Annotated in this window: 16 protein-coding genes and 1 pseudogene; 10 read left to right on the plus strand and 7 right to left on the minus strand. The window is 61.7% G+C overall.

All coding sequences use genetic code 11. The features are described 5' to 3' along the window. Positions 1 to 860 precede the first annotated feature (860 nt). The 4 genes from KQH60_RS13210 (at position 861) to KQH60_RS13225 (ending at position 5026) form a co-directional block, all read left to right on the plus strand. Positions 861 to 1115 (plus strand): acyl carrier protein, encoded by a 255-nt coding sequence (locus KQH60_RS13210; protein ID WP_237576893.1) that lies wholly within the window; start codon positions 861 to 863, stop codon positions 1113 to 1115. Next, positions 1112 to 2716 carry an amino acid adenylation domain-containing protein gene (locus tag KQH60_RS13215; RefSeq protein WP_237576894.1) on the plus strand — a complete coding sequence of 535 codons (1605 nt, stop codon included), beginning with the start codon at positions 1112 to 1114 and terminating at the stop codon, positions 2714 to 2716. Before KQH60_RS13210 ends, KQH60_RS13215 begins: the two co-directional genes overlap by 4 nt. Next, positions 2700 to 3845 (plus strand): acyl-CoA dehydrogenase family protein, encoded by a 1146-nt coding sequence (locus tag KQH60_RS13220; RefSeq protein ID WP_237576895.1) that lies wholly within the window; start codon positions 2700 to 2702, stop codon positions 3843 to 3845. Before KQH60_RS13215 ends, KQH60_RS13220 begins: the two co-directional genes overlap by 17 nt. A 242-nt stretch (positions 3846 to 4087) precedes the next feature. Beyond that, a complete protein-coding gene (locus KQH60_RS13225; RefSeq protein WP_237576896.1) occupies positions 4088 to 5026 on the plus strand; it encodes an Rpn family recombination-promoting nuclease/putative transposase in 939 nt (312 codons plus the stop codon). Between the two features lie 37 nt (positions 5027 to 5063). Here KQH60_RS13225 and KQH60_RS13230 read toward each other — a convergent pair. Then, positions 5064 to 5291, minus strand: a pseudogene (locus tag KQH60_RS13230) (DDE transposase); the annotation flags it as partial. A gap of 423 nt (positions 5292 to 5714) precedes the next feature. Between KQH60_RS13230 and KQH60_RS13235 the strand changes: the two are divergent. Beyond that, the gene (locus KQH60_RS13235) at positions 5715 to 5867 is read left to right on the plus strand and encodes a hypothetical protein (RefSeq protein WP_237576897.1); all 153 of its coding nucleotides are present in this window, start codon (positions 5715 to 5717) and stop codon (positions 5865 to 5867) included. Positions 5868 to 5870: 3 nt separating this feature from the next. Here KQH60_RS13235 and KQH60_RS13240 read toward each other — a convergent pair whose 3' ends face one another. After that, entirely contained in the window at positions 5871 to 6413 is a 543-nt protein-coding gene (locus KQH60_RS13240) for a single-stranded DNA-binding protein (RefSeq protein WP_237576898.1), read from the minus strand. 54 nt (positions 6414 to 6467) lie between these two features. After that, on the minus strand, positions 6468 to 7643 hold the full coding sequence (locus KQH60_RS13245) for an MFS transporter (protein WP_237576971.1): 1176 nt from the start codon (positions 7641 to 7643) through the stop codon (positions 6468 to 6470). On the opposite strand from KQH60_RS13245, the gene KQH60_RS13250 reads away from it, so the two are divergent. The 3 genes from KQH60_RS13250 to KQH60_RS13260 all read left to right on the plus strand — a co-directional run bounded on the left by KQH60_RS13250 (position 7570) and on the right by KQH60_RS13260 (position 11867). Next, positions 7570 to 7764 (plus strand): hypothetical protein, encoded by a 195-nt coding sequence (locus KQH60_RS13250; protein ID WP_237576989.1) that lies wholly within the window; start codon positions 7570 to 7572, stop codon positions 7762 to 7764. The genes KQH60_RS13245 and KQH60_RS13250 overlap by 74 nt on opposite strands. 45 nt (positions 7765 to 7809) lie before the next feature. After that, positions 7810 to 10683, plus strand: coding sequence for an excinuclease ABC subunit UvrA (gene uvrA, locus KQH60_RS13255; RefSeq protein WP_237576899.1), 2874 nt, complete (start codon positions 7810 to 7812; stop codon positions 10681 to 10683). A 224-nt stretch (positions 10684 to 10907) separates the two neighbouring features. Beyond that, positions 10908 to 11867 (plus strand): AI-2E family transporter, encoded by a 960-nt coding sequence (locus tag KQH60_RS13260; protein WP_237576972.1) that lies wholly within the window; start codon positions 10908 to 10910, stop codon positions 11865 to 11867. 106 nt (positions 11868 to 11973) lie between these two features. On the opposite strand, the gene purU is transcribed toward KQH60_RS13260, so the two are convergent. From purU to KQH60_RS13280, 4 genes are all read right to left on the minus strand, one after another. Continuing rightward, positions 11974 to 12843, minus strand: a complete 870-nt coding sequence (gene purU / locus KQH60_RS13265) for a formyltetrahydrofolate deformylase (RefSeq protein ID WP_237576900.1) — start codon at positions 12841 to 12843, stop codon at positions 11974 to 11976. 77 nt (positions 12844 to 12920) lie between these two features. Then, entirely contained in the window at positions 12921 to 13829 is a 909-nt protein-coding gene (locus KQH60_RS13270; RefSeq protein ID WP_237576901.1) for a DUF4743 domain-containing protein, read from the minus strand. A gap of 65 nt (positions 13830 to 13894) precedes the next feature. Next, the gene (locus KQH60_RS13275) at positions 13895 to 14461 is read right to left on the minus strand and encodes an adenine phosphoribosyltransferase (protein WP_237576902.1); all 567 of its coding nucleotides are present in this window, start codon (positions 14459 to 14461) and stop codon (positions 13895 to 13897) included. A gap of 79 nt (positions 14462 to 14540) precedes the next feature. Beyond that, positions 14541 to 16544, minus strand: coding sequence for a monovalent cation:proton antiporter family protein (locus KQH60_RS13280; RefSeq protein ID WP_237576903.1), 2004 nt, complete (start codon positions 16542 to 16544; stop codon positions 14541 to 14543). 154 nt (positions 16545 to 16698) lie between these two features. On the opposite strand from KQH60_RS13280, the gene kdsD reads away from it, so the two are divergent. Together kdsD and KQH60_RS13290 are read left to right on the plus strand one after the other, a co-directional pair. After that, complete coding sequence (kdsD, locus tag KQH60_RS13285; protein WP_237576904.1) at positions 16699 to 17682, plus strand: arabinose 5-phosphate isomerase KdsD; 984 nt, start codon at positions 16699 to 16701, stop codon at positions 17680 to 17682. Positions 17683 to 17689: 7 nt separating this feature from the next. Further along, positions 17690 to 18220: an HAD family hydrolase gene (locus tag KQH60_RS13290; protein ID WP_237576905.1), complete on the plus strand. Its 531-nt coding sequence runs from the start codon at positions 17690 to 17692 to the stop codon at positions 18218 to 18220. Position 18221 lies beyond the last annotated feature (1 nt).

Genomic DNA, 18221 nt, shown 5'->3' on the forward strand with positions numbered 1-18221 from the left:
AGACATTACTTAATTTACCCATACGGCTACGGTAACGCACCCGTTCCTTGACCAATCAGCTTGACGTTCACTGCTTCACGTCTCGCAAACACTGTGCCCAACTGTCAAGAGCCGCTACAAAGCTTCAGGTAACTGCAACGCTTAGCGCCTGGTTGAAAGACTGCAAAGCGCCCGCCATCATGCATTCCATTTCATTATCTTTGCTTAAACGACAGATTTTGAACGAATGAAACAATGAATTAAAACTTTCAACCAAAGGCCGCATGATCGCCCGCGAGATGGATGCAGTATGGTTTAAGGGCGTATCGGAGGTCACCGTTCGTGACCAGAAAAGGCTAAGCGGGCAACATTGGAACTTCGATATCGCCCCGCATGACCGTACTACCGCCAATGGACAAGCAGCGTCGGTATCCCGCCCTGGCGTTGACAGGGATTCACGCCCTTGAACGAGCAGCCCATAGAACGTGAGGTGTTTCCGATACTGCCTCATCCAGGCGGGATCTTCGGAACACGGCGGCGAACGGCGACTTCATAAGGTGTGCGATGACGCTCCATGCCGAGAAATAGGCCAAACTTGACGAAACAGGGCCCCAGTGGGTACCACGCTTGCTAGCATCGTATCAAGGTGCCCCAATGGGTGCGTTAGTCCACCGGCTATGGCGGTTGTCCGATACGCAAAGAGTTGCGCATCATGCTCCTCTACAGCGCTTAACGCTACCACTACCAGATCATCGGTGGATAAAGCGCTACATTACTTGCCAGAGGCTTGGGCAAAACAATCGCAGGAGCAAAGAGCCAGAACTTTTTTGAGCCTAGACACAGTGAACGTCCATCGTCCATGACCGTTAAAGGAGAAGCCCATGTCTGATACCTTGGCGAAAATTCGTGCTTTTGTGATCAACACTATCTTAAAAGAAAATAACTCGGATATTGCTGACGATTTAAATCTGAAGGAGTCAGGGCTGCTTTCATCCTTGGCAACCATGCGCCTGGTCTCGTTTGTGGAGGATGAATTCGGCATCATCGTCGGTGTCAGCGACCCGAGGACGCGCTTCACTACGATTCGTGAGATCGCGTGCTATGTGGATGAATATTTGGCGGAAATTGAAAAATGACGACCGACATTGTGCCGCGGGGGCAACAGTCCGAGCTGCCAGCGAACTTAGCAAAATACTTAGACGATACGACAGCGCGACAGCCGAGTGCTCGTGCGCTCGTCGATTCCGACGGATCCGCGTTGAGCTATGAAGAACTTTCCGCAGCCGCCGATAGGATCGCCGTTTTTCTTTATCGCAAGGGGATTGTGGCAGGGGATCGTGTCGGGCTTTTCATGCGCAAAAGCGCGCAGACTCTCGCGGCCATCTTCGGCATACTCCGTCTAGGCGCGGCCTATGTGCCCACAGACGTGAGCAGCTCAGGCACGCGTGCAGCCACTCTATTCAGCGATTGTGATGTTCAGATCATCTTCACCGACCCCGAATCAGCGCGACATTTAACACAACACGCACCCCAGCTTGAACCTCGCGTGGTGGTAATACGACCTCGTCACGAGGAAAAGAACGACACAGATGAAAGCTGGCAGACGCTGGATATGCTGCACGGCGAAAAACACGCGTACCCACGCAGCCCGCCGGATGCGAACCGGCTTGCCTACATCCTTTACACCTCTGGTTCCTCCGGGGCACCCAAAGGGGTCGCAATAAGCCAGCGCAACGCGGTGAGCTTCGTCGAATGGGCTTCTGCTGCCTTCAATGTAACAGCACAAGACCAGGTATCCAGCCACGCCCCATTGCACTTCGACCTGTCGATCTTTGACCTCTATGTCTCCGTTAAGAACGGCGCATGCATTCACCTGATCGACACCGACCTTGCTGCAAGCCCACGTCATCTCGCCACATTCCTATCCACCCGGGCGATCACGGTTTGGTATTCGGCGCCGGCCATTCTAGGTATGCTGGCCGAACAGCACAAGGGGCGCAGCCCTGCTCCGAACCGGCTACGGCTCGTGCTCTTCGCCGGCGAAGTCTTCCCCATCGCGAAGTTGCGCATGTTGATGCAGCTGTGGCCCAAACCAGCCTACTACAATCTGTACGGCCCCACCGAGACCAACGTGTGCACTGCCTACCGTGTACCCACACCCATACCGGCACAGCGCGTCGAACCGTTGCCGATCGGTCATCCTTGCGACCACTGCGACACGATCGTCGTGGATGAGCATCAACGACCGGTACCCGACGGTCAACCCGGCCTGCTGTGCGTCGCAGGGCCGTCTGTCGTGACCGGCTATTGGAATGCTGCCGAGAAAACGGCTCAGCGATTTTTCCAACTCGACGGCCAACGCTGGTACAACACCGGGGACATCGTTCGCTCCTCGTGCGAAGGCTACCTCTTCCTGGGTCGGCTTGATCGTATGATTAAGCGTCATGGATACCGGATTGAATTGGATGAGATTGAATCATGCCTGACAGCCCACCCTGAACTGACCGCCTGCGCGGTGGTCAGCTCCGGTTCCAACGGGAACACCACCATCACGGCATTTGTCGTGGCCCGCGATGCCCCGGTCTGCCCAACAGATTTGGGTCGGTTCTGCTACAACCGACTCGCACGGTACATGGTGCCCGACCAATTCCGCTACCTTCCTGATCTGCCCCGCACCTCGACGGGCAAAATCCACTACCCACTTTTGGAGCGTCAGTGCGATGCCGAACCCACTTGATGAACGACGAATCGCGCTGCGCGAACATGCCGCATGTTTTGCCCGCGACCAGCTCAGTACAGACATCGCAACCTCCGACCGTGCCAGCACTTTTCATCGGGACGGCTGGCACCGATGCGCAGAATTTGGCCTGTTCAGTATGGCCATACCCGAGAATTGCGGGGGAGCGGGCGCGCCTCTGTCCGAGCTGCTTGCAGTCATGGAAGGCCTGGGGTACGGCAGCGAAGACTTGGGACTACTGTTCTCACTCAACGCTCACCTGTGGACCGTCGCCCTGCCGCTGGCCCTCCACGGCACGCCGCCCCAGCGTTTGCGCTTTCTGCCAGGCTTGATGGATGGCTCGTTGATTGGCGCCAATGCCTCGACGGAAGACGAAGCAGGCTCGGACGTGTTCTCCATGCGCACCCAAGCTGTACGAGACGGCGACAGCTATGTCCTGAACGGTTCGAAAACCTACATCACCAACGCCCCCATCGCTGATCTGTGCGTCGTCTACGCCACAATCGACCCCACGCTCGGTCCACTTGGCGTCACCGCGTTCCTAGTCGAGACGACCAACCCGGGCCTGGACCTGAGCCCACCTTTGGAAAAGATGGGACTGCGCACCGCACAGATGGGCCGGATCACGCTCAACGACTGCCGTGTCTCGGCCGATGCGATACTGGGGCGGGAGGGACGAGGCGTCAAGGTCTTTGAAAGTGCCATGGAATATGAACGTGGATGTATTCTTGCCATCACGTTGGGTGCCATGCGTCGCCACCTTGAAGCATGTGTTACCCACGCGCGTACCCGCCGCCAGTTCGGCCAACCTATTGGAAAGAATCAGGCCGTCTCCCATCGCCTCGCCGACATGAAAGTCAACCTAGATGCCGCGTGCGAACTCGTCTACCGGGTAGGGCGACTCAAGGATGCGGGCAAAGATGCCACACTGGAAGCGGCCTGTGCGAAGCTATTCGTCTCTGAGACGTACACTCAGTTCTCGATAGACGCACTGCGAATTTACGGAGCACAAGGCTACCTCGCCCAAAGCCCCACTGAAAGAGGGCTGCGCGACGCCATCGCATCCATCATCTATTCGGGGACTTCCGATATTCAACGCAACATCATTGCCACCGAACTGGGATTATGAACTGACATAGCGATGCGCCAGCGCAGCGATCGAATCAGGCACGTGTCGCTGTGCGCGCTGCGCGGCCGCGCGGCACTGAGTCCACGGGTAAGGCAGACGGGCTGCAGATGTCAGCGTTTTTTACTGTCTCCTTAATTGAAGCGCTATACAACAAGAAATCCATAGGCAGCCATGCGCCGCAGCGGGCCGGCATCGTGAGCGGACGATGGTAAAATCAGCGGCCCCTATCATTTACGCTCGGCATGAAACGTTCATCGACGATGACGCCGCACGATGCGCTCTTCAAGAAGTTCCTCACGCATCCGGACACCGCGCGGGATTTTTTAACCCTGCATTTGCCCACACAGTGGTTGGCGCAGTGCGACCTGGACACGTTGCAGCTGGAGTCGGGCAGCTTTGTCGAGGAGGATCTGCGCGCTTACTATTCGGACGTACTGTGGTCGCTGCAGACCCGGCAGGGCGAGGGGTATGTCTATGCGCTGATCGAGCATCAAAGCCGGCCGGAGCGTCATATGGCGTTTCGGCTCATGCGTTACGCGGTGGCGGCCATGCAGCGCCATCTAGAGGCTGGGCATGATCGGCTGCCGCTGGTCATCCCGATTCTGTTTTATCATGGGCAGGTCAGTCCGTATCCGTACTCGATGCGGTGGCTGGACAGCTTCGAGGCGCCTGAGCTGGCCTCGCAGCTGTATGCGGGGGCCTTTCCGCTGGTGGACGTCACGGTGATTCCGGACGATGAAATCATCACGCATCGGCGCATGGCGATGCTGGAACTGCTGCAAAAGCATATCCGGCAACGCGATTTGGCGACGCTGCTGGAGCAACTGGCAACGCTGTTGACCGCGGGGTACACTACGCACGAGCAATTGGTGTCGCTGATGCACTATATGCTGCAGTGGGGCGACACGACGGATCCGGAGCGATTTATGCGAGAGTTGGCGATCCGTTCCCCGCAACACGAGGAGGTTTTGATGACGATTGCACAAAAGCTTGAGCAAAAAGGTCTGGAGCGCGGCCGTATGCTGGGACGTGAAGAAGGGCGCGAAGAAGGACGTGAAGAAGGGCACAAGGAAGCCGCGCTGAAGATCGCGCGCACGTTGCTAGAAAACGGCTTGGAGCGCGAGACGGTCAAGCGTATGACAGGCTTGTCCGAAGCCGACATGAAGCAAATCTGTCACTAATCCTCCGAGCCATTCAGGGCTTAGGCCCTAATGCCGTTCAGTTAAGGTCCCGGGTCGGGTACCGAACGGTGTAGCGAAAAGGTCTGGACTTGACGGCCAGAGTGCAACTGCGCCCGGGCCGTTTTTCGTTGGAAAGCTGCTTGAGCCGTTCGCGCAGGCGCGCGAGCAGCGCTGGGAGCTTGCCATACGAGCGCGTCACCGCTGCCCATGTCATTTCGTACTGGATCGTATGCAATGCGCGCACGAAGCTCAGTTCGTCGGGAGCATGCCCGGCTGAGCCGACCCCGAGAAGTTAGCGACACTTTCGGGGTGCTACTTGAGGAAATACATAGAGCAAGAAAAGGATGCGGCTTTATGAAATTCATCGCCGTTCTCGGGCAAGCGCAGCGCACACTGCCGTATCTACTTCGACAGCGTTTCGTTCGGTCCTTCGTGCTTTTGAGCAGTTCGCGCGCCACGGGGACACGGTGCGTGGGTGACACGCGCTGCAAGAGGGGTTTGGAGCGCGCGAACCCAGAACTGCTGAAGGAAAGCGCTGACGGTTACGCGTGCGCGTGATCTCCCGGTTCCACTGACTGATTGCACTGGCGGCGTTGACCTGGCGGAACGAGCTGAGGGTGAACGCGGCGACATCAAACGACAGCATGCGCGTTGGGCCAAGGAATAGCGGAAAGCGCTCACCGACTCAATGACCACGCATTCGACGGTTTATCGGGCCGCCATTATTGACCTGTCAAAAGGTAACGCGTTCGCCGATAAGATACGCAACGCGCAAAAAGCTGTAAATAAAAAGCCTGCCACCACGGGGGCGCAGGCCTTTATTTACAGAGGAAAAAGATAACCTTCAGAACGGAATATCGTCGTCCATCTCATCGAACCCGCCGCCGGCAGGCGCGCTGGGCCGGTTCGCCCCACCGCCTGCACCCTGGCGTGCGCCACCCGAGCCACGTGTCCCCCCAGCGCCGCCGCCTTCGCCTCGCGAAGAGCCGCCCGACGCGCCGCCGCCAAAGTCATCGCCGCCGCCTGAGCCGCCGCCACCACCGCCCGAGCCGCCACGGCCGCCCAACATCTGCATGCTGTCCGCGACGATTTCGGTCGAGTAACGGTCTTGGCCGCTCTGATCCTGCCATTTGCGGGTGCGGATACGCCCTTCGACGTACACTGGCGAGCCCTTCTTCAGGTATTCGGCTGCGATCTCCGCCAAGCGGCCGAAGAACACCACGCGGTGCCACTCGGTCAGTTCCTTAAATTCGCCCGATGCCTTGTCCTTGTACCGGTCCGTCGTGGCCAGTCGAATGTTGGTCACTGCATCGCCGCTTGGCAGGTAGCGCGTTTCCGGGTCGGCGCCGAGATTGCCGACGAGAATCACTTTGTTGACGGATGCCATATGCCTTTCTCCAGTTTGGTTCGATACGCGTTACACGAGGCGTCGGATGTGCGGTCAATGCGCGCCGCGGCTGCCCGCAGGCGGCGGCACCTTCATCGGGGCCGCGATTATAAGCCACGTGAACACCAGCACGGAACAGGCCAGGAATACTGACGCATCGCCATGCAACTTGAGCAGCCAGCCCCCCATCACGCCACCCAGCGCGAGCCCGAGCGCCTGCGTCGTGTTGTAGACGCCCATCGCGGCGCCCTTGCGGGTACCCGGCGCGAGCTTCGATACCATCGACGGCTGCGACGCTTCGAGCACGTTGAAGCCGGTAAAGTAGACGAGCAAGATAGCCGCCACCGCGATCATCGCATGGCTGGCCTGGGACAGCGCAAGCTGGCCGATCAGGATAGCGACGATGCCCGAGAGCATCACGGCCTTCATCCGGCCCCGCTTCTCGGCCGCAATAATCGCCGGCACCATCAACACGAACGCCAATGCCATGACCGGCAGATAGATCTTCCAGTGCGACGCGACCGGCAGCCCGGCGCCGACCAGAATCCGCGGCACGACGACGAACAGCGCGGTCTGCGTCGCGTGTAGCGCGAACACGCCGAAGTTCATCCGCAGCAGTTCGCGGTGATGCAGCACCTCAGCGAACGGCGCCTTGACGTGGACCGGCGGTGACGCCGGATCAGGCACGATCCACAGCACCACTGCAATCGCCAACACCGACAGTACGCCGATCGCCGCGAACAACCCGCTCATGCCAATCACCGCATACAGCACCGGCGCACCGACAATGGCCACCGCAAACGAGACGCCAATACTGCCGCCGACCATCGCCATTGCCTTCGTGCGATGATGCTCGCTGGTCAGGTCGGCAATCAGCGCGAGCACGGCCGACGAGATCGCACCTGCGCCCTGCAGCGCGCGGCCGGCGATGATCCAGTGGATAGTGTCCGCGAGCGCGGCCACCGCGGCCCCGAGCGCGAAGATCGCCAACCCGGCGACGATCACCGGCTTGCGCCCGATGCGGTCGGACAACCATCCGTAGAAAATATACAACGCCGCCTGCGTCACGCCGTAGATGCCCAACGCGATACCGACGAGCACCGTGTCGTCGCCGCCCGGGATTGTGTGGGCATAGACGGAGAACACCGGCATGATCATGAACAAACCGAGCATGCGCAACGCGAAAACCGACGCGAGTGAGACGGTCGCGCGCAACTCCGGCGCACTCATTCGGGAAGAAGAAGCGGACGACGTGGACATCGAGATGAATTCCCGTCCATTCATGCACCCTGACCGGGTGTCAGAACTGCCCGTTGGGCGCTGGTACGGCGGTGAGGAAAAGTCGTTATAGTAGCAGGTTTGGCAGCAACGCCAGCGAAGCCGGCACCATCGCTCAATGGAAGAGATCCGCATCCGTGGGGCCCGCACCCACAACCTGAAAAACGTCCACCTTGATCTGCCGCGCCACAAGCTGATCGTGGTTACAGGGTTGTCGGGTTCCGGCAAGTCGTCGCTCGCCTTTGACACGCTGTACGCGGAGGGACAGCGACGCTACGTCGAGAGCCTGTCCGCGTATGCGCGGCAGTTCCTGCAGTTGATGGAAAAGCCGGATGTCGACCTGATCGAGGGGCTGTCGCCGGCCATCTCGATCGAGCAGAAGGCAACGTCGCACAACCCGCGCTCCACGGTCGGCACCGTCACCGAAATCCACGATTACCTGCGACTATTGTACGCACGGGTGGGCACGCCGTACTGCCCGGATCATGACATCGCACTGCAGGCACAAAGCGTGTCGCAGATGGTCGACGCCGCGCTGGCACTGCCCGAGGACACGAGGCTGATGATTCTCGCGCCGGTCGTGGTCAATCGCAAGGGCGAGCACGCCGAGCTGTTCGAGCAGATGCAGGCGCAGGGCTTCATCCGCTTCCGGGTGCGCTCTGGCGGCGGCACCGCGCACGAAGGGGCCGCGCAAATCTATGACGTCGACGCGCTGCCCAAGCTAAAAAAGAACGACAAACATACGATCGACGTCGTCGTGGACCGGCTCAAAGTGCGTCCAGACATGAAGCAGCGGCTCGCGGAGTCGTTTGAGACCGCGCTGCGGCTCGCCGACGCTCGCGCGATCGCGCTAGAGATGGACAGCAACACCGAGCATCTGTTTAGCTCGAAGTTCGCGTGCCCGGTCTGCTCCTACTCACTGCAGGAACTCGAGCCGCGGCTATTCTCATTCAACAATCCAATGGGCGCATGCCCGGAATGCGACGGCCTGGGGCAGATCACCTTCTTCGACCCGAAGCGGGTGGTCGCGCATCCGTCGCTGTCGCTGGCCGCCGGCGCAGTGAAGGGCTGGGACCGGCGCAACCAGTTCTATTTCCAGATGCTGCAAAGCCTAGCGGCATTCTACGAGTTCGACATCGAAACAGCGTTCGAGGACCTGCCCGAGGCGGTGCGCAAGGCCGTGCTGTACGGTTCCGGCGAACAGGTCATCCCATTCTCGTACATGAACGAGCGCGGCCGCGCGTCGGTACGCGAACATCCGTTCGAAGGCATTATCCGCAATTTGGAGCGCCGCTACCGGGAAACCGATTCGGCGGCGGTGCGCGAAGAATTGGCCAAATACCAGAACAACCAGGCGTGTCCCGCATGTGAGGGCACCCGGCTGCGGCGTGAGGCGCGCCATGTGAAGATCGGCTCCGACGGCCACGCGCGGGCGATCTTCGAGGTGAGCGGCTGGCCGCTGCGCGATGCACTAGGTTACTTCCAGACGCTGAGGCTGGACGGCGCCAAGCGCGAAATTGCCGACAAGGTGATCAAGGAAATCGTCGCGCGCCTCATGTTTTTGAACAATGTCGGACTCGATTACCTGTCGCTGGAGCGCAGCGCGGACACGCTGTCCGGCGGCGAAGCGCAGCGCATCCGCCTCGCGTCGCAGATCGGCTCGGGCCTAACCGGCGTGATGTATGTGCTCGACGAGCCGTCGATCGGACTGCATCAGCGCGATAACGACCGGTTAATCGCGACATTGAAGCACCTGCGCGATCTAGGCAACTCGGTCCTCGTCGTGGAGCACGACGAGGACATGATCCGGATGGCCGATTACGTCGTGGACATGGGCCCGGGCGCCGGCGAGCACGGCGGCAGAGTGGTTGCGTGCGGCACGCCGCAGCAGATCGAGAACGACGCTGCCTCGGTCACCGGCCAGTATCTTTGCGGCGCGCGGCGGATTGCGGTGCCGCAGCAGCGGCGCGCACCGGACGAGCGCCGGCTGCGGATCGTGCAAGCCTGCGGCAACAACCTGAAGCACGTGACGCTGGATCTGCCGGTGGGTCTGCTCACCTGCGTGACCGGTGTATCGGGCTCAGGCAAGTCCACGCTAATCAACGACACGCTGTACCATGCGGTCGCGCACCATCTGTACGGCTCAGCGACCGAACCCGCCCCGCACGAGGCCATCGACGGACTGGAGCATTTCGACAAGGTCATCAACGTCGACCAGTCGCCGATCGGCCGTACACCGCGCTCGAACCCGGCCACCTACACCGGCCTGTTCACGCCGATCCGGGAGTTATTCGCCGGCGTGCCGGCGGCCAAGGAGCGCGGCTATGATCCGGGACGCTTTTCGTTCAACGTCAAGGGCGGGCGCTGCGAGTCGTGCCAGGGCGACGGCGTGCTGAAGGTGGAGATGCACTTTTTGCCCGATGTCTACGTGCTATGCGACGTGTGCCACGGCAAGCGGTACAACCGGGAAACGCTCGAAATCCAGTACAAGGGCTGCAGCATCAGCGACGTGCTCGACATGACGGTCGAGCACGCGTATGCGTTCTTCCGCGCGGTGCCGGTGGTGGCGCGCAAGCTCAAGACGCTGCTCGACGTGGGGCTCGGCTACATCCGGCTGGGTCAGTCCGCGACCACATTGTCCGGCGGCGAAGCACAACGAATCAAGCTGTCGCTGGAACTGAGCAAGCGCGACACCGGTCGCACGCTTTATATCCTAGATGAGCCGACGACGGGCCTGCACTTCCACGATATCGCGCTGTTGCTAGAAGTCATTCACCGATTGCGCGATCATGGCAATACGGTTGTCATCATCGAGCATAATCTTGACGTGATCAAGACGGCGGATTGGGTCATCGACCTCGGGCCGGAGGGTGGCGCCGGCGGTGGTCAGATCATCGCGCAGGGCACGCCAGAACACGTGGCACAATTGAAGGCAAGCTTTACCGGCAAGTACCTAGCGCCCCTGCTCGGCACACACCAGACGCGGGCCTGACACATGCGCTACACGGCGCCGACGCACGTGCGCAGAAATAGTCGTAACGAGGATTGGGGATGGCAACAGAATATGAAGCGGCGCGCCCGAGCAATGGCGGCGACGGACGCGGCTCGACGCAGGGGCCGCGTCCGGTGCGGCCGCTTCCGGCGCGCAACGTGAATCCACCGGGCCATCCGTCATTACCCCGGCTCACGCCGGTGGATATCGCCAGCTACCTGTTCATGATCGCCGCGATGGTGCTGGTCATCCAACTGAAGCTGCTCGGCACGCTGCTCGCGGGGCTACTCGTCTATCAGGTCGTGCACCAGATCGCGCCGCGCCTGGAGCGTCATCTGTCCAGCCAGCGCGCGCGATGGTTCGCGGTCGTGTTCGTCGCCTGCGCGGTGGTCGCCGTCTTCACCGGCATCTCGCTGGGCATCGCGCAGCATCTAGAAAAGCATGTCACCAGCGTGCAGGCGCTGTTTGAGCAGGTGATGCGGTTCTTCGATCGGGAGCGTGCGCGACTTCCGGATTGGGCGTTGACGTATCTGCCGAGCAACGCCGCCGAGATCGAATCGAAGATTACTGTCTTGCTGCACTCGCACGCGACACAACTGCAGGAGGGCGGCAAGACGGCGATGCGCGGCATCGCGCACGTGCTGCTCGGCATGATCCTTGGTGCGATCGTGGCCGTCGGCGCGCACCATCACACAACTCGCGCACCGCTGTCCGAGGCACTGGTCACGCGGGTGTCGCGCTTCGCCGACGCGTTTCGGCGGATCGTGTTTGCGCAGGTCAAGATTTCAGCGGTCAATGCGTTCTTCACCGGCCTCTACCTGCTTGTCGCACTGCCGCTGTTCCATTCGCAGCTGCCACTATCCAAGACGTTGGTCATCTTCACGTTCGTAGTCGGCCTGTTGCCGGTGGTCGGCAACCTGATCTCGAACACCGTGATCGTGCTGATCTCGCTGGCTTCCGGGATCGGCGTCGCGATTTCGTCACTCGCATTCCTGGTCGTGATCCACAAGCTTGAGTATTTCCTGAACGCGCGTATCGTCGGTGGCGAGATCGAGGCCAAGGCGTGGGAACTCCTGATCGCGATGCTGGTAATGGAAGCGGCGTTTGGGCTGCTTGGCGTCATCGCGGCGCCGATCTTCTATGCCTACATCAAGCGTGAGTTGGTGCTCTCCAAGCTGATTTGAGCGCACGCCGCCGCGTCAAGCCCGCCCACGGTGTACGACGCGTTGGCCAGCGTCCGCGCCCCGCCACAGCACCGGCGTGTTGAACGTGCGTGGACGCTACGCTGAGTCAGCGGAATACTACGGTCTTCGTGCCGTTGAGCACGATGCGATGCTCGACGTGCCATTTCACCGCCCGCGCAAGGGTCACGCATTCGACGTCCCGGCCCACAGCCGTCAGTTCGTCAGGCGTCATGCTATGGTCGACACGCTCGACTTCCTGCTCGATGATCGGACCTTCATCCAGATCGGTGGTCACGTAGTGCGCGGTGGCGCCGATCAGCTTCACGCCGCGATCGAATGCCTGGTAGTACGGTTTCGCCCCTTTAAAGCTAGGCAGGAACGAATGATGGATATTGATGGCCCGGCCGACCAGCTTCTCGCACAGCTCACCCGACAGAATTTGCATGTAACGCGCCAGCACGACGAGGTCCACGCTGTGGCGCTCGACCAACTCCAGGACGCGGGATTCCTGTGCCGCCTTGGCCTGCGGCGTGCCATCGGCCAGCGGTAGATGGTGAAACGGGATGTTGTAACTCGCCGCAAGCTGGTAAAAGTCCTGGTGGTTTGACACGATCACCGGGATCTCGATCGCAAGCTGGCCGGTGCGGTAACGGAACAACAGGTCGTTCAGACAATGGCCGATCTTGGACACCATGATCATCACGCGCGGCTTCACATTCGCATCGTGCAATTCCCAGCGCATGCCAAACTGCTCGGCCAGCGTCGCGAAACTAGCACGCAGCGCGTGTAGACCCGGATCGCCGCCCACCTGCTGGAAGTGCACGCGCATAAAGAACTCGCCGGTGCGGCTGTCGCCAAACTGCGCGGAATCTAGGATATTGCTGCCTCGCTCGAACAAAAATCCAGACACCGCATGCACGATGCCCGGCCGGTCGGCGCAGGCGAGTTTGAGAATGAAACTGTGTTCGGTGGCCATGCCATAACCTCTTGTTTAACGCGTCACCGGGTAATGTGGTGGGACAGGTCTGCCGGTACCAGCCGATGCAACGGCACTCAATCGCCGGGCGCCTGCAACAGTAGGTCGAAATCGCCGCATTCGAGGGAATCAAGCCAGCCGCGGCGCAATAGGCAATCGAGTGTCGCCAGGCTCGCATCGACGGTCATCCGGCCAGCGCGAACCACGTCAAGCAATTGCGCGCGCGACACCAGTCGATGCTCGGCGACTTCCCCGTCGGTATTGCGCGGCGCGAAATCGTCGGGCAGCAGCAGATCATAGATGAACAATTGCTCGGCCTTCGTGCCCTCGTCGATTTCCTGCAAAACGTGAATCATACGCCCCGCGCTGGCCGTACGCGCGAGCAACGCGTCGATGCCGGATTCTTCGTACGCTTCCTTCACCAGCGTGTCGAACACCGGCAGCCCCCAGCCGATTCCGCCGCCAACCAGGTTGTCGAGCATGCCGGGATGGGTCGGCTTCGTGTCGCTGCGGCGCGCGATCCAGAAATACGGCTCACCGTGCGCGGCGCGTGGCGCAACCGGCGAGGCGCCGCCGCCGAGGCGCGGCGGCAGCGCTTCGCGCTCGGGGGCCCCCACCACGCCATTCAGATGGACGGCGTATGTCGTCGTGCCAAAGAACCGCGACGCCGCGCGTTCGATGAATGCGAGCGGCGGGTCATCAAATGCATTGCGAATCGCATAGGTCTCGTTGCGCCATCCGCGAATCAGGCCGTGCGCGGCCAGCGCACCAATAACCGAACTCAGTGCGGCGCTGCGCGCCTGGACGGTATCGAATGCATCGGCCAGCACGACGCAATACTCGCTGATGGTGAACACGTCCGGCCAGTGCGTGAGCCAACGCACGTCGCCCGCGCGGATCCAGCCGACCGGCTGCCCGCCGATCACGAATCGCAGATGCTGATCGCGCCGGAAACGGCGCGCGGCGTCAATGCAGCCCCAAGTCATCGCCGATGCCCTTTGCGCGTAAAACCGACGATTCTACCGCGTCTTCAACTGCGCAACGCAGCGGCTCAAAACGTGCACACGGTATAGAGTGGCGCCCCAGCATTACGCAGCAGCGTCGAGCCTCCCAGCCCGGGCAGATCGATGATCGCCGCGCACTCGACAACGCTTGCACCGAGCCGCTCCAGCAGCGCGCGCCCAGCCATCATCGTGCCGCCCGTGGCAATCAAGTCGTCGATGAGCACAAGGCGCTCGCCCGGGCGGCATGCATCCGCATGGACTTCGACCGTCGCCTCCCCATACTCGAGCGAGTAGGACGCTGACACGGTCGTGAACGGCAGCTTACCTTTCTTGCGGATCGGAATGAAGCCCACGTTCAACTCGTAGGCGAGGATCGGTCCGACGATGAATCCGCGCGCATCCAGCCCTACGATATAGTCTAGCCGCTGGTCAATATAGCGCTGCACGAACAGGTCGACCAATACCCGCAGACATTTCGCGTCCTGCAGCAGCGGCGTGATATCGCGAAATTGCACGCCAGGCCGCGGCCAGTCGGGCACGGTACGGATATGCTGACGGATATAGGCGGCAGGGTCGGTCAACACCGCCGGTGGCGGTGCAGCGTGCTCTTGCATGGTGGTCTCCATTGCGGATCGGACGCCGGGGGTCAGCCCGCGCCGGGTTCATTCGGACGTCATTCGGCTGCGTGCCGCGCTAGGCCCGCTGCGTTGCCGCACCACGCCGCGCGCGCAGCAGCCGCTCCTGGGCCAGCGCGAGCGCGTCGGGCAAGCCGCGCAGCACGACGATGTCACGCGCGCGCAGTTTCGTGTCGCGATCGGGTTCGACACCCCGTATACCATGCCGGCGGATCGCGGTAACCTCGATGCCCATTTCGAACAACCCGAGCTCATCCAGGCTCCGGCCGACCGCGTCGGCACGCTCTTCGATCGGCACCGATTGTAGCCTCACCTGCTCGATGCCGTCCTCATCTAGGTCGTCCGCGCCGTGGAAATAGCCGCGCAACAGGCTGTAGCGCTTGTCGCGCAAGTCCTCGACGCGGCGCAGCACGCGGCGCATCGGCACGCCGGCCAGCACCAGCGTATGCGATGCGAGCATCAAACTGCCTTCCACAATCTCCGGGATCACCTCGGTCGCGCCCGCGGCCAGCAACTTGTCTAAGTCGGCGTCGTCCACCGTGCGCACGATCACCGGCAGGGTGGGCTCCAACTCATGTACGTTATGTAGCACCTTCAGCGCCGACGGCGTATCCGCATAGGTGATCGCGAGCGCCACCGCCCGATGGATACCCGCGGCCAGCAGTGATTCCCGGCGCCCCGCGTCGCCGAACACGACCTGCTCGCCTGCCGTGGCCGCGGCGCTCACGCGGTCCGGATCCAGATCCAGCGCGACATACGACAGGCCCTCGTGCTCGAGCATCCGTGCCAGGTTCTGCCCGCTGCGCCCGTAGCCGCAGATGATCACGTGCTCCTGCTGCTGGATGCTCTGCGTCACGATGCGCGTCATCTGCAGTGACTGCATCATCCACTCGGTCGAAGACAGACGCAGCACGATCCGGTCCATCGCATCGATGACGAACGGCGCCGCCAGCATCGACAGCAACATCGCCGCCAGGATCACTTGCATCAACTCGTGCGAAATCAGGCGTTGCTCGCGGACCAAGTTCAGCAGCACGAAACCGAACTCGCCGGCCTGCGCGAGCGCGAGCCCGGTGCGCATCGCCACGCCGGGCATCGCGCCGAACAGGCGAGCCAGGCCGGTGATCAGCGCCGCCTTAAGCAGCAGCGCAGCGACCAGAAATAACATCACCATCAGCGGGTGCTGCCATAGCACCCGCGGGTCGAACAACATGCCGGTGGTGATGAAGAACAAGCCCAGCAGCACGTCGCGAAACGGCTTGATGTCCTCCTCTACCTGATGCCGATACGGCGTCTCGGAGATCAGCATGCCGGCAATGAACGCACCGAGCGCCAGTGACAACCCGAACTTCTCGGTGATGAACGCGGCGCCCAGCGTCATCAACAGCAAGTTCAGCATGAACAGTTCCTGCGAGCGCCGCCGGACCACCACGTTGAACCAGCGAGTCATGAACCGCTGTCCGACAAGCAACAAGATCGTGAGCACCACAGCGGTCTTGATCGCGGCCAGTGCGAGCCCGATCGCCAATTCCTTCGGATCGGCCCCGAGCGCGCCGATCACGAGCAGCAGCGGCACCACGGCCAGGTCCTGGAACAACAGGATGCCGAAGATGTTGCGCCCGTGCGCGGACTCGAGCTCGAGCCGTTCAGCGAGCAGCTTGCTGACGATCGCAGTCGAGGACATCGCCAGCGTACCGCCGAGCGCAACGCTCGCCTGCCAACTCAGGTGCAGCCAGGCGCGCGTGGCCAGGCCGGCGAGCACGGCCAACACGATCGTGGCCAATACCTGCGACAGGCCTAACCCAAACACGATCATGCGCATCGAGCGCAGCTTGGCGATTGAGAACTCCAGCCCAATCGAGAACATGAGGAACACCACGCCGAATTCGGCCAGGTACTGCACCCGCTCCGAATCGCTTGCAATGCCTAGCGCATGAGGACCGATGAGCATACCCACGCTCAAGTAGCCGAGCATGGGCGGCAGGTTCAGCATGCGAAAGATCACGACTCCGGCCACCGCGGCCAGCAACAGAAAAAGCGTGAGTGCGAGCGGCGATGTCATGCAGGCCCTTGCGTCGGTCCTTTCAGTAGTCGGCATCAACGTGCGCAAAGCCGAGCAGTCACGGCCGGTGCACACACGATAGCGCCATCAACGCTTCGAAAACCGCGCCGCTGGGTGCGCCGCGAGCCTAATGCGCGTTTGCTATACTCCGCGCATGATAGCGAAAATCAATGGCGCCCGGGCTTTGCACCTGGCGCAGCACGTGCTCGACATCGAGGCAGAGGCCATCCGGAGCCTGAGTACGCGCCTGAACGGCGAATTTGTCGTCGCCGTGGAAATGTTGCTGGCCTGCAAGGGGCGCGTGGTGGTCTCCGGCATCGGCAAATCAGGCCATATTGCACGCAAGCTGGCGGCCACGCTGGCGAGCACCGGCACACCCGCGTTCTTCGTGCATCCGGCCGAGGCGAGCCACGGCGACCTGGGCATGGTCACCGCCGACGACGTGTTCATCGGTTTGTCCAACTCCGGCGAATCGGAGGAACTGGTTGCGATCCTGCCACTCATCAAGCGGCTCGGCGCAAAATTGATCGCGGTGACCGGACGGCCGGAATCGAGCTTGGCCAAGCTGGCCGACGTGCACTTGAATGCGCGCGTGGAGAAGGAGGCGTGCCCGCTGAACCTCGCGCCCACGGCCAGCACCACAGCCACGCTCGCGCTGGGCGATGCGCTGGCGGTAGCAGTGCTCGACGCGCGCGGCTTTTCCGCTGACGATTTCGCGCGCTCGCATCCGGGCGGCGCGTTGGGCCGGCGCCTGCTGACCTATGTGCGCGACGTGATGCGCACCGGCGACGAGGTGCCGCGCGTGACGCTGTCCGCGACGGTGCGGGACGCGTTGTTTGAGATCACCGCGAAACGGCTGGGCATGACCGCGATCGTGGACGGGGATTCGCGCGTGGAGGGCATCTTCACCGATGGCGATTTGCGCCGCGTGCTCGAGCACAAGGGCGACATCTTTGGCCTACCGATCACCGACGTGATGACACGCAAGCCGCGCACGATCAGCGCCGGACAGCTAGCGGTGGAGGCCGTGGAACTGATGGAGCGATTCCGCATCAACCAGATGCTAGTCGCCGACGCCGATGGCACGCTGATCGGCGCGCTGAACACGCACGACCTTTTCTCCGCCAAAGTCATCTGATCCGAGCATGGCCCTGACCGCAATCGAACGCGCCGCGCGCGTCAAGCTGATGATCTTCGACGTGGACGGCGTACTAACCGACGGCACGTTGTACTTCACGCCGGACGGCGATGCAATGAAGGGCTTCAACTCGATGGACGGCCATGGGTTGAAGCTGCTCGAGCAGGCCGGCGTCGCGACCGCGATTATCACCGGGCGCAATTCGAGGATCGTCGAATTGCGCGCGCGCGAGCTCCACGTGTCATACCTGTACCAGGGAATCAGCGACAAGTTCGCTGCGTTCGACAAGTTACGGGCTGCCGCCGGCGTCACCGCCAACGAATGCGGATACATGGGCGACGACTGGCCCGATCTGGCGGTCATGCTGCGCGTCGGTTTCGCCGCCGCGCCGGCAAACGCGCACTCCGAGGTACGCAGTCGCGCGCACTGGATCGCCACCGCACGCGGCGGTCACGGCGCCGCTCGCGAGGTCATCGATACACTGCTGCACGCGCAGGGCCGGTATGACGGTCTGCTCGCGGCGGCGTGCGCAGGCTAAG

It is taken from the genome of Mycetohabitans sp. B8 (assembly GCF_021991875.1).
Classification (GTDB): domain Bacteria; phylum Pseudomonadota; class Gammaproteobacteria; order Burkholderiales; family Burkholderiaceae; genus Mycetohabitans.

What these genes read in the sequence shown, in the direction of transcription:
- KQH60_RS13210 (WP_237576893.1), top strand. Translation starts at nt 861, where the DNA reads ATGTCTGATACCTTGGCGAAAATTCGTGCTTTTGTGATCAACACTATC.
- KQH60_RS13215 (WP_237576894.1), top strand. Translation starts at nt 1,112, where the DNA reads ATGACGACCGACATTGTGCCGCGGGGGCAACAGTCCGAGCTGCCAGCG.
- KQH60_RS13220 (WP_237576895.1), top strand. Translation starts at nt 2,700, where the DNA reads ATGCCGAACCCACTTGATGAACGACGAATCGCGCTGCGCGAACATGCC.
- KQH60_RS13225 (WP_237576896.1), top strand. Translation starts at nt 4,088, where the DNA reads ATGAAACGTTCATCGACGATGACGCCGCACGATGCGCTCTTCAAGAAG.
- KQH60_RS13235 (WP_237576897.1), top strand. Translation starts at nt 5,715, where the DNA reads ATGACCACGCATTCGACGGTTTATCGGGCCGCCATTATTGACCTGTCA.
- KQH60_RS13240 (WP_237576898.1), bottom strand. Translation starts at nt 6,413, where the DNA reads ATGGCATCCGTCAACAAAGTGATTCTCGTCGGCAATCTCGGCGCCGAC.
- KQH60_RS13250 (WP_237576989.1), top strand. Translation starts at nt 7,570, where the DNA reads ATGAACAAACCGAGCATGCGCAACGCGAAAACCGACGCGAGTGAGACG.
- KQH60_RS13245 (WP_237576971.1), bottom strand. Translation starts at nt 7,643, where the DNA reads ATGAGTGCGCCGGAGTTGCGCGCGACCGTCTCACTCGCGTCGGTTTTC.
- uvrA (WP_237576899.1), top strand. Translation starts at nt 7,810, where the DNA reads ATGGAAGAGATCCGCATCCGTGGGGCCCGCACCCACAACCTGAAAAAC.
- KQH60_RS13260 (WP_237576972.1), top strand. Translation starts at nt 10,908, where the DNA reads ATGATCGCCGCGATGGTGCTGGTCATCCAACTGAAGCTGCTCGGCACG.
- purU (WP_237576900.1), bottom strand. Translation starts at nt 12,843, where the DNA reads ATGGCCACCGAACACAGTTTCATTCTCAAACTCGCCTGCGCCGACCGG.
- KQH60_RS13270 (WP_237576901.1), bottom strand. Translation starts at nt 13,829, where the DNA reads ATGACTTGGGGCTGCATTGACGCCGCGCGCCGTTTCCGGCGCGATCAG.
- KQH60_RS13275 (WP_237576902.1), bottom strand. Translation starts at nt 14,461, where the DNA reads ATGCAAGAGCACGCTGCACCGCCACCGGCGGTGTTGACCGACCCTGCC.
- KQH60_RS13280 (WP_237576903.1), bottom strand. Translation starts at nt 16,544, where the DNA reads ATGACATCGCCGCTCGCACTCACGCTTTTTCTGTTGCTGGCCGCGGTG.
- kdsD (WP_237576904.1), top strand. Translation starts at nt 16,699, where the DNA reads ATGATAGCGAAAATCAATGGCGCCCGGGCTTTGCACCTGGCGCAGCAC.
- KQH60_RS13290 (WP_237576905.1), top strand. Translation starts at nt 17,690, where the DNA reads ATGGCCCTGACCGCAATCGAACGCGCCGCGCGCGTCAAGCTGATGATC.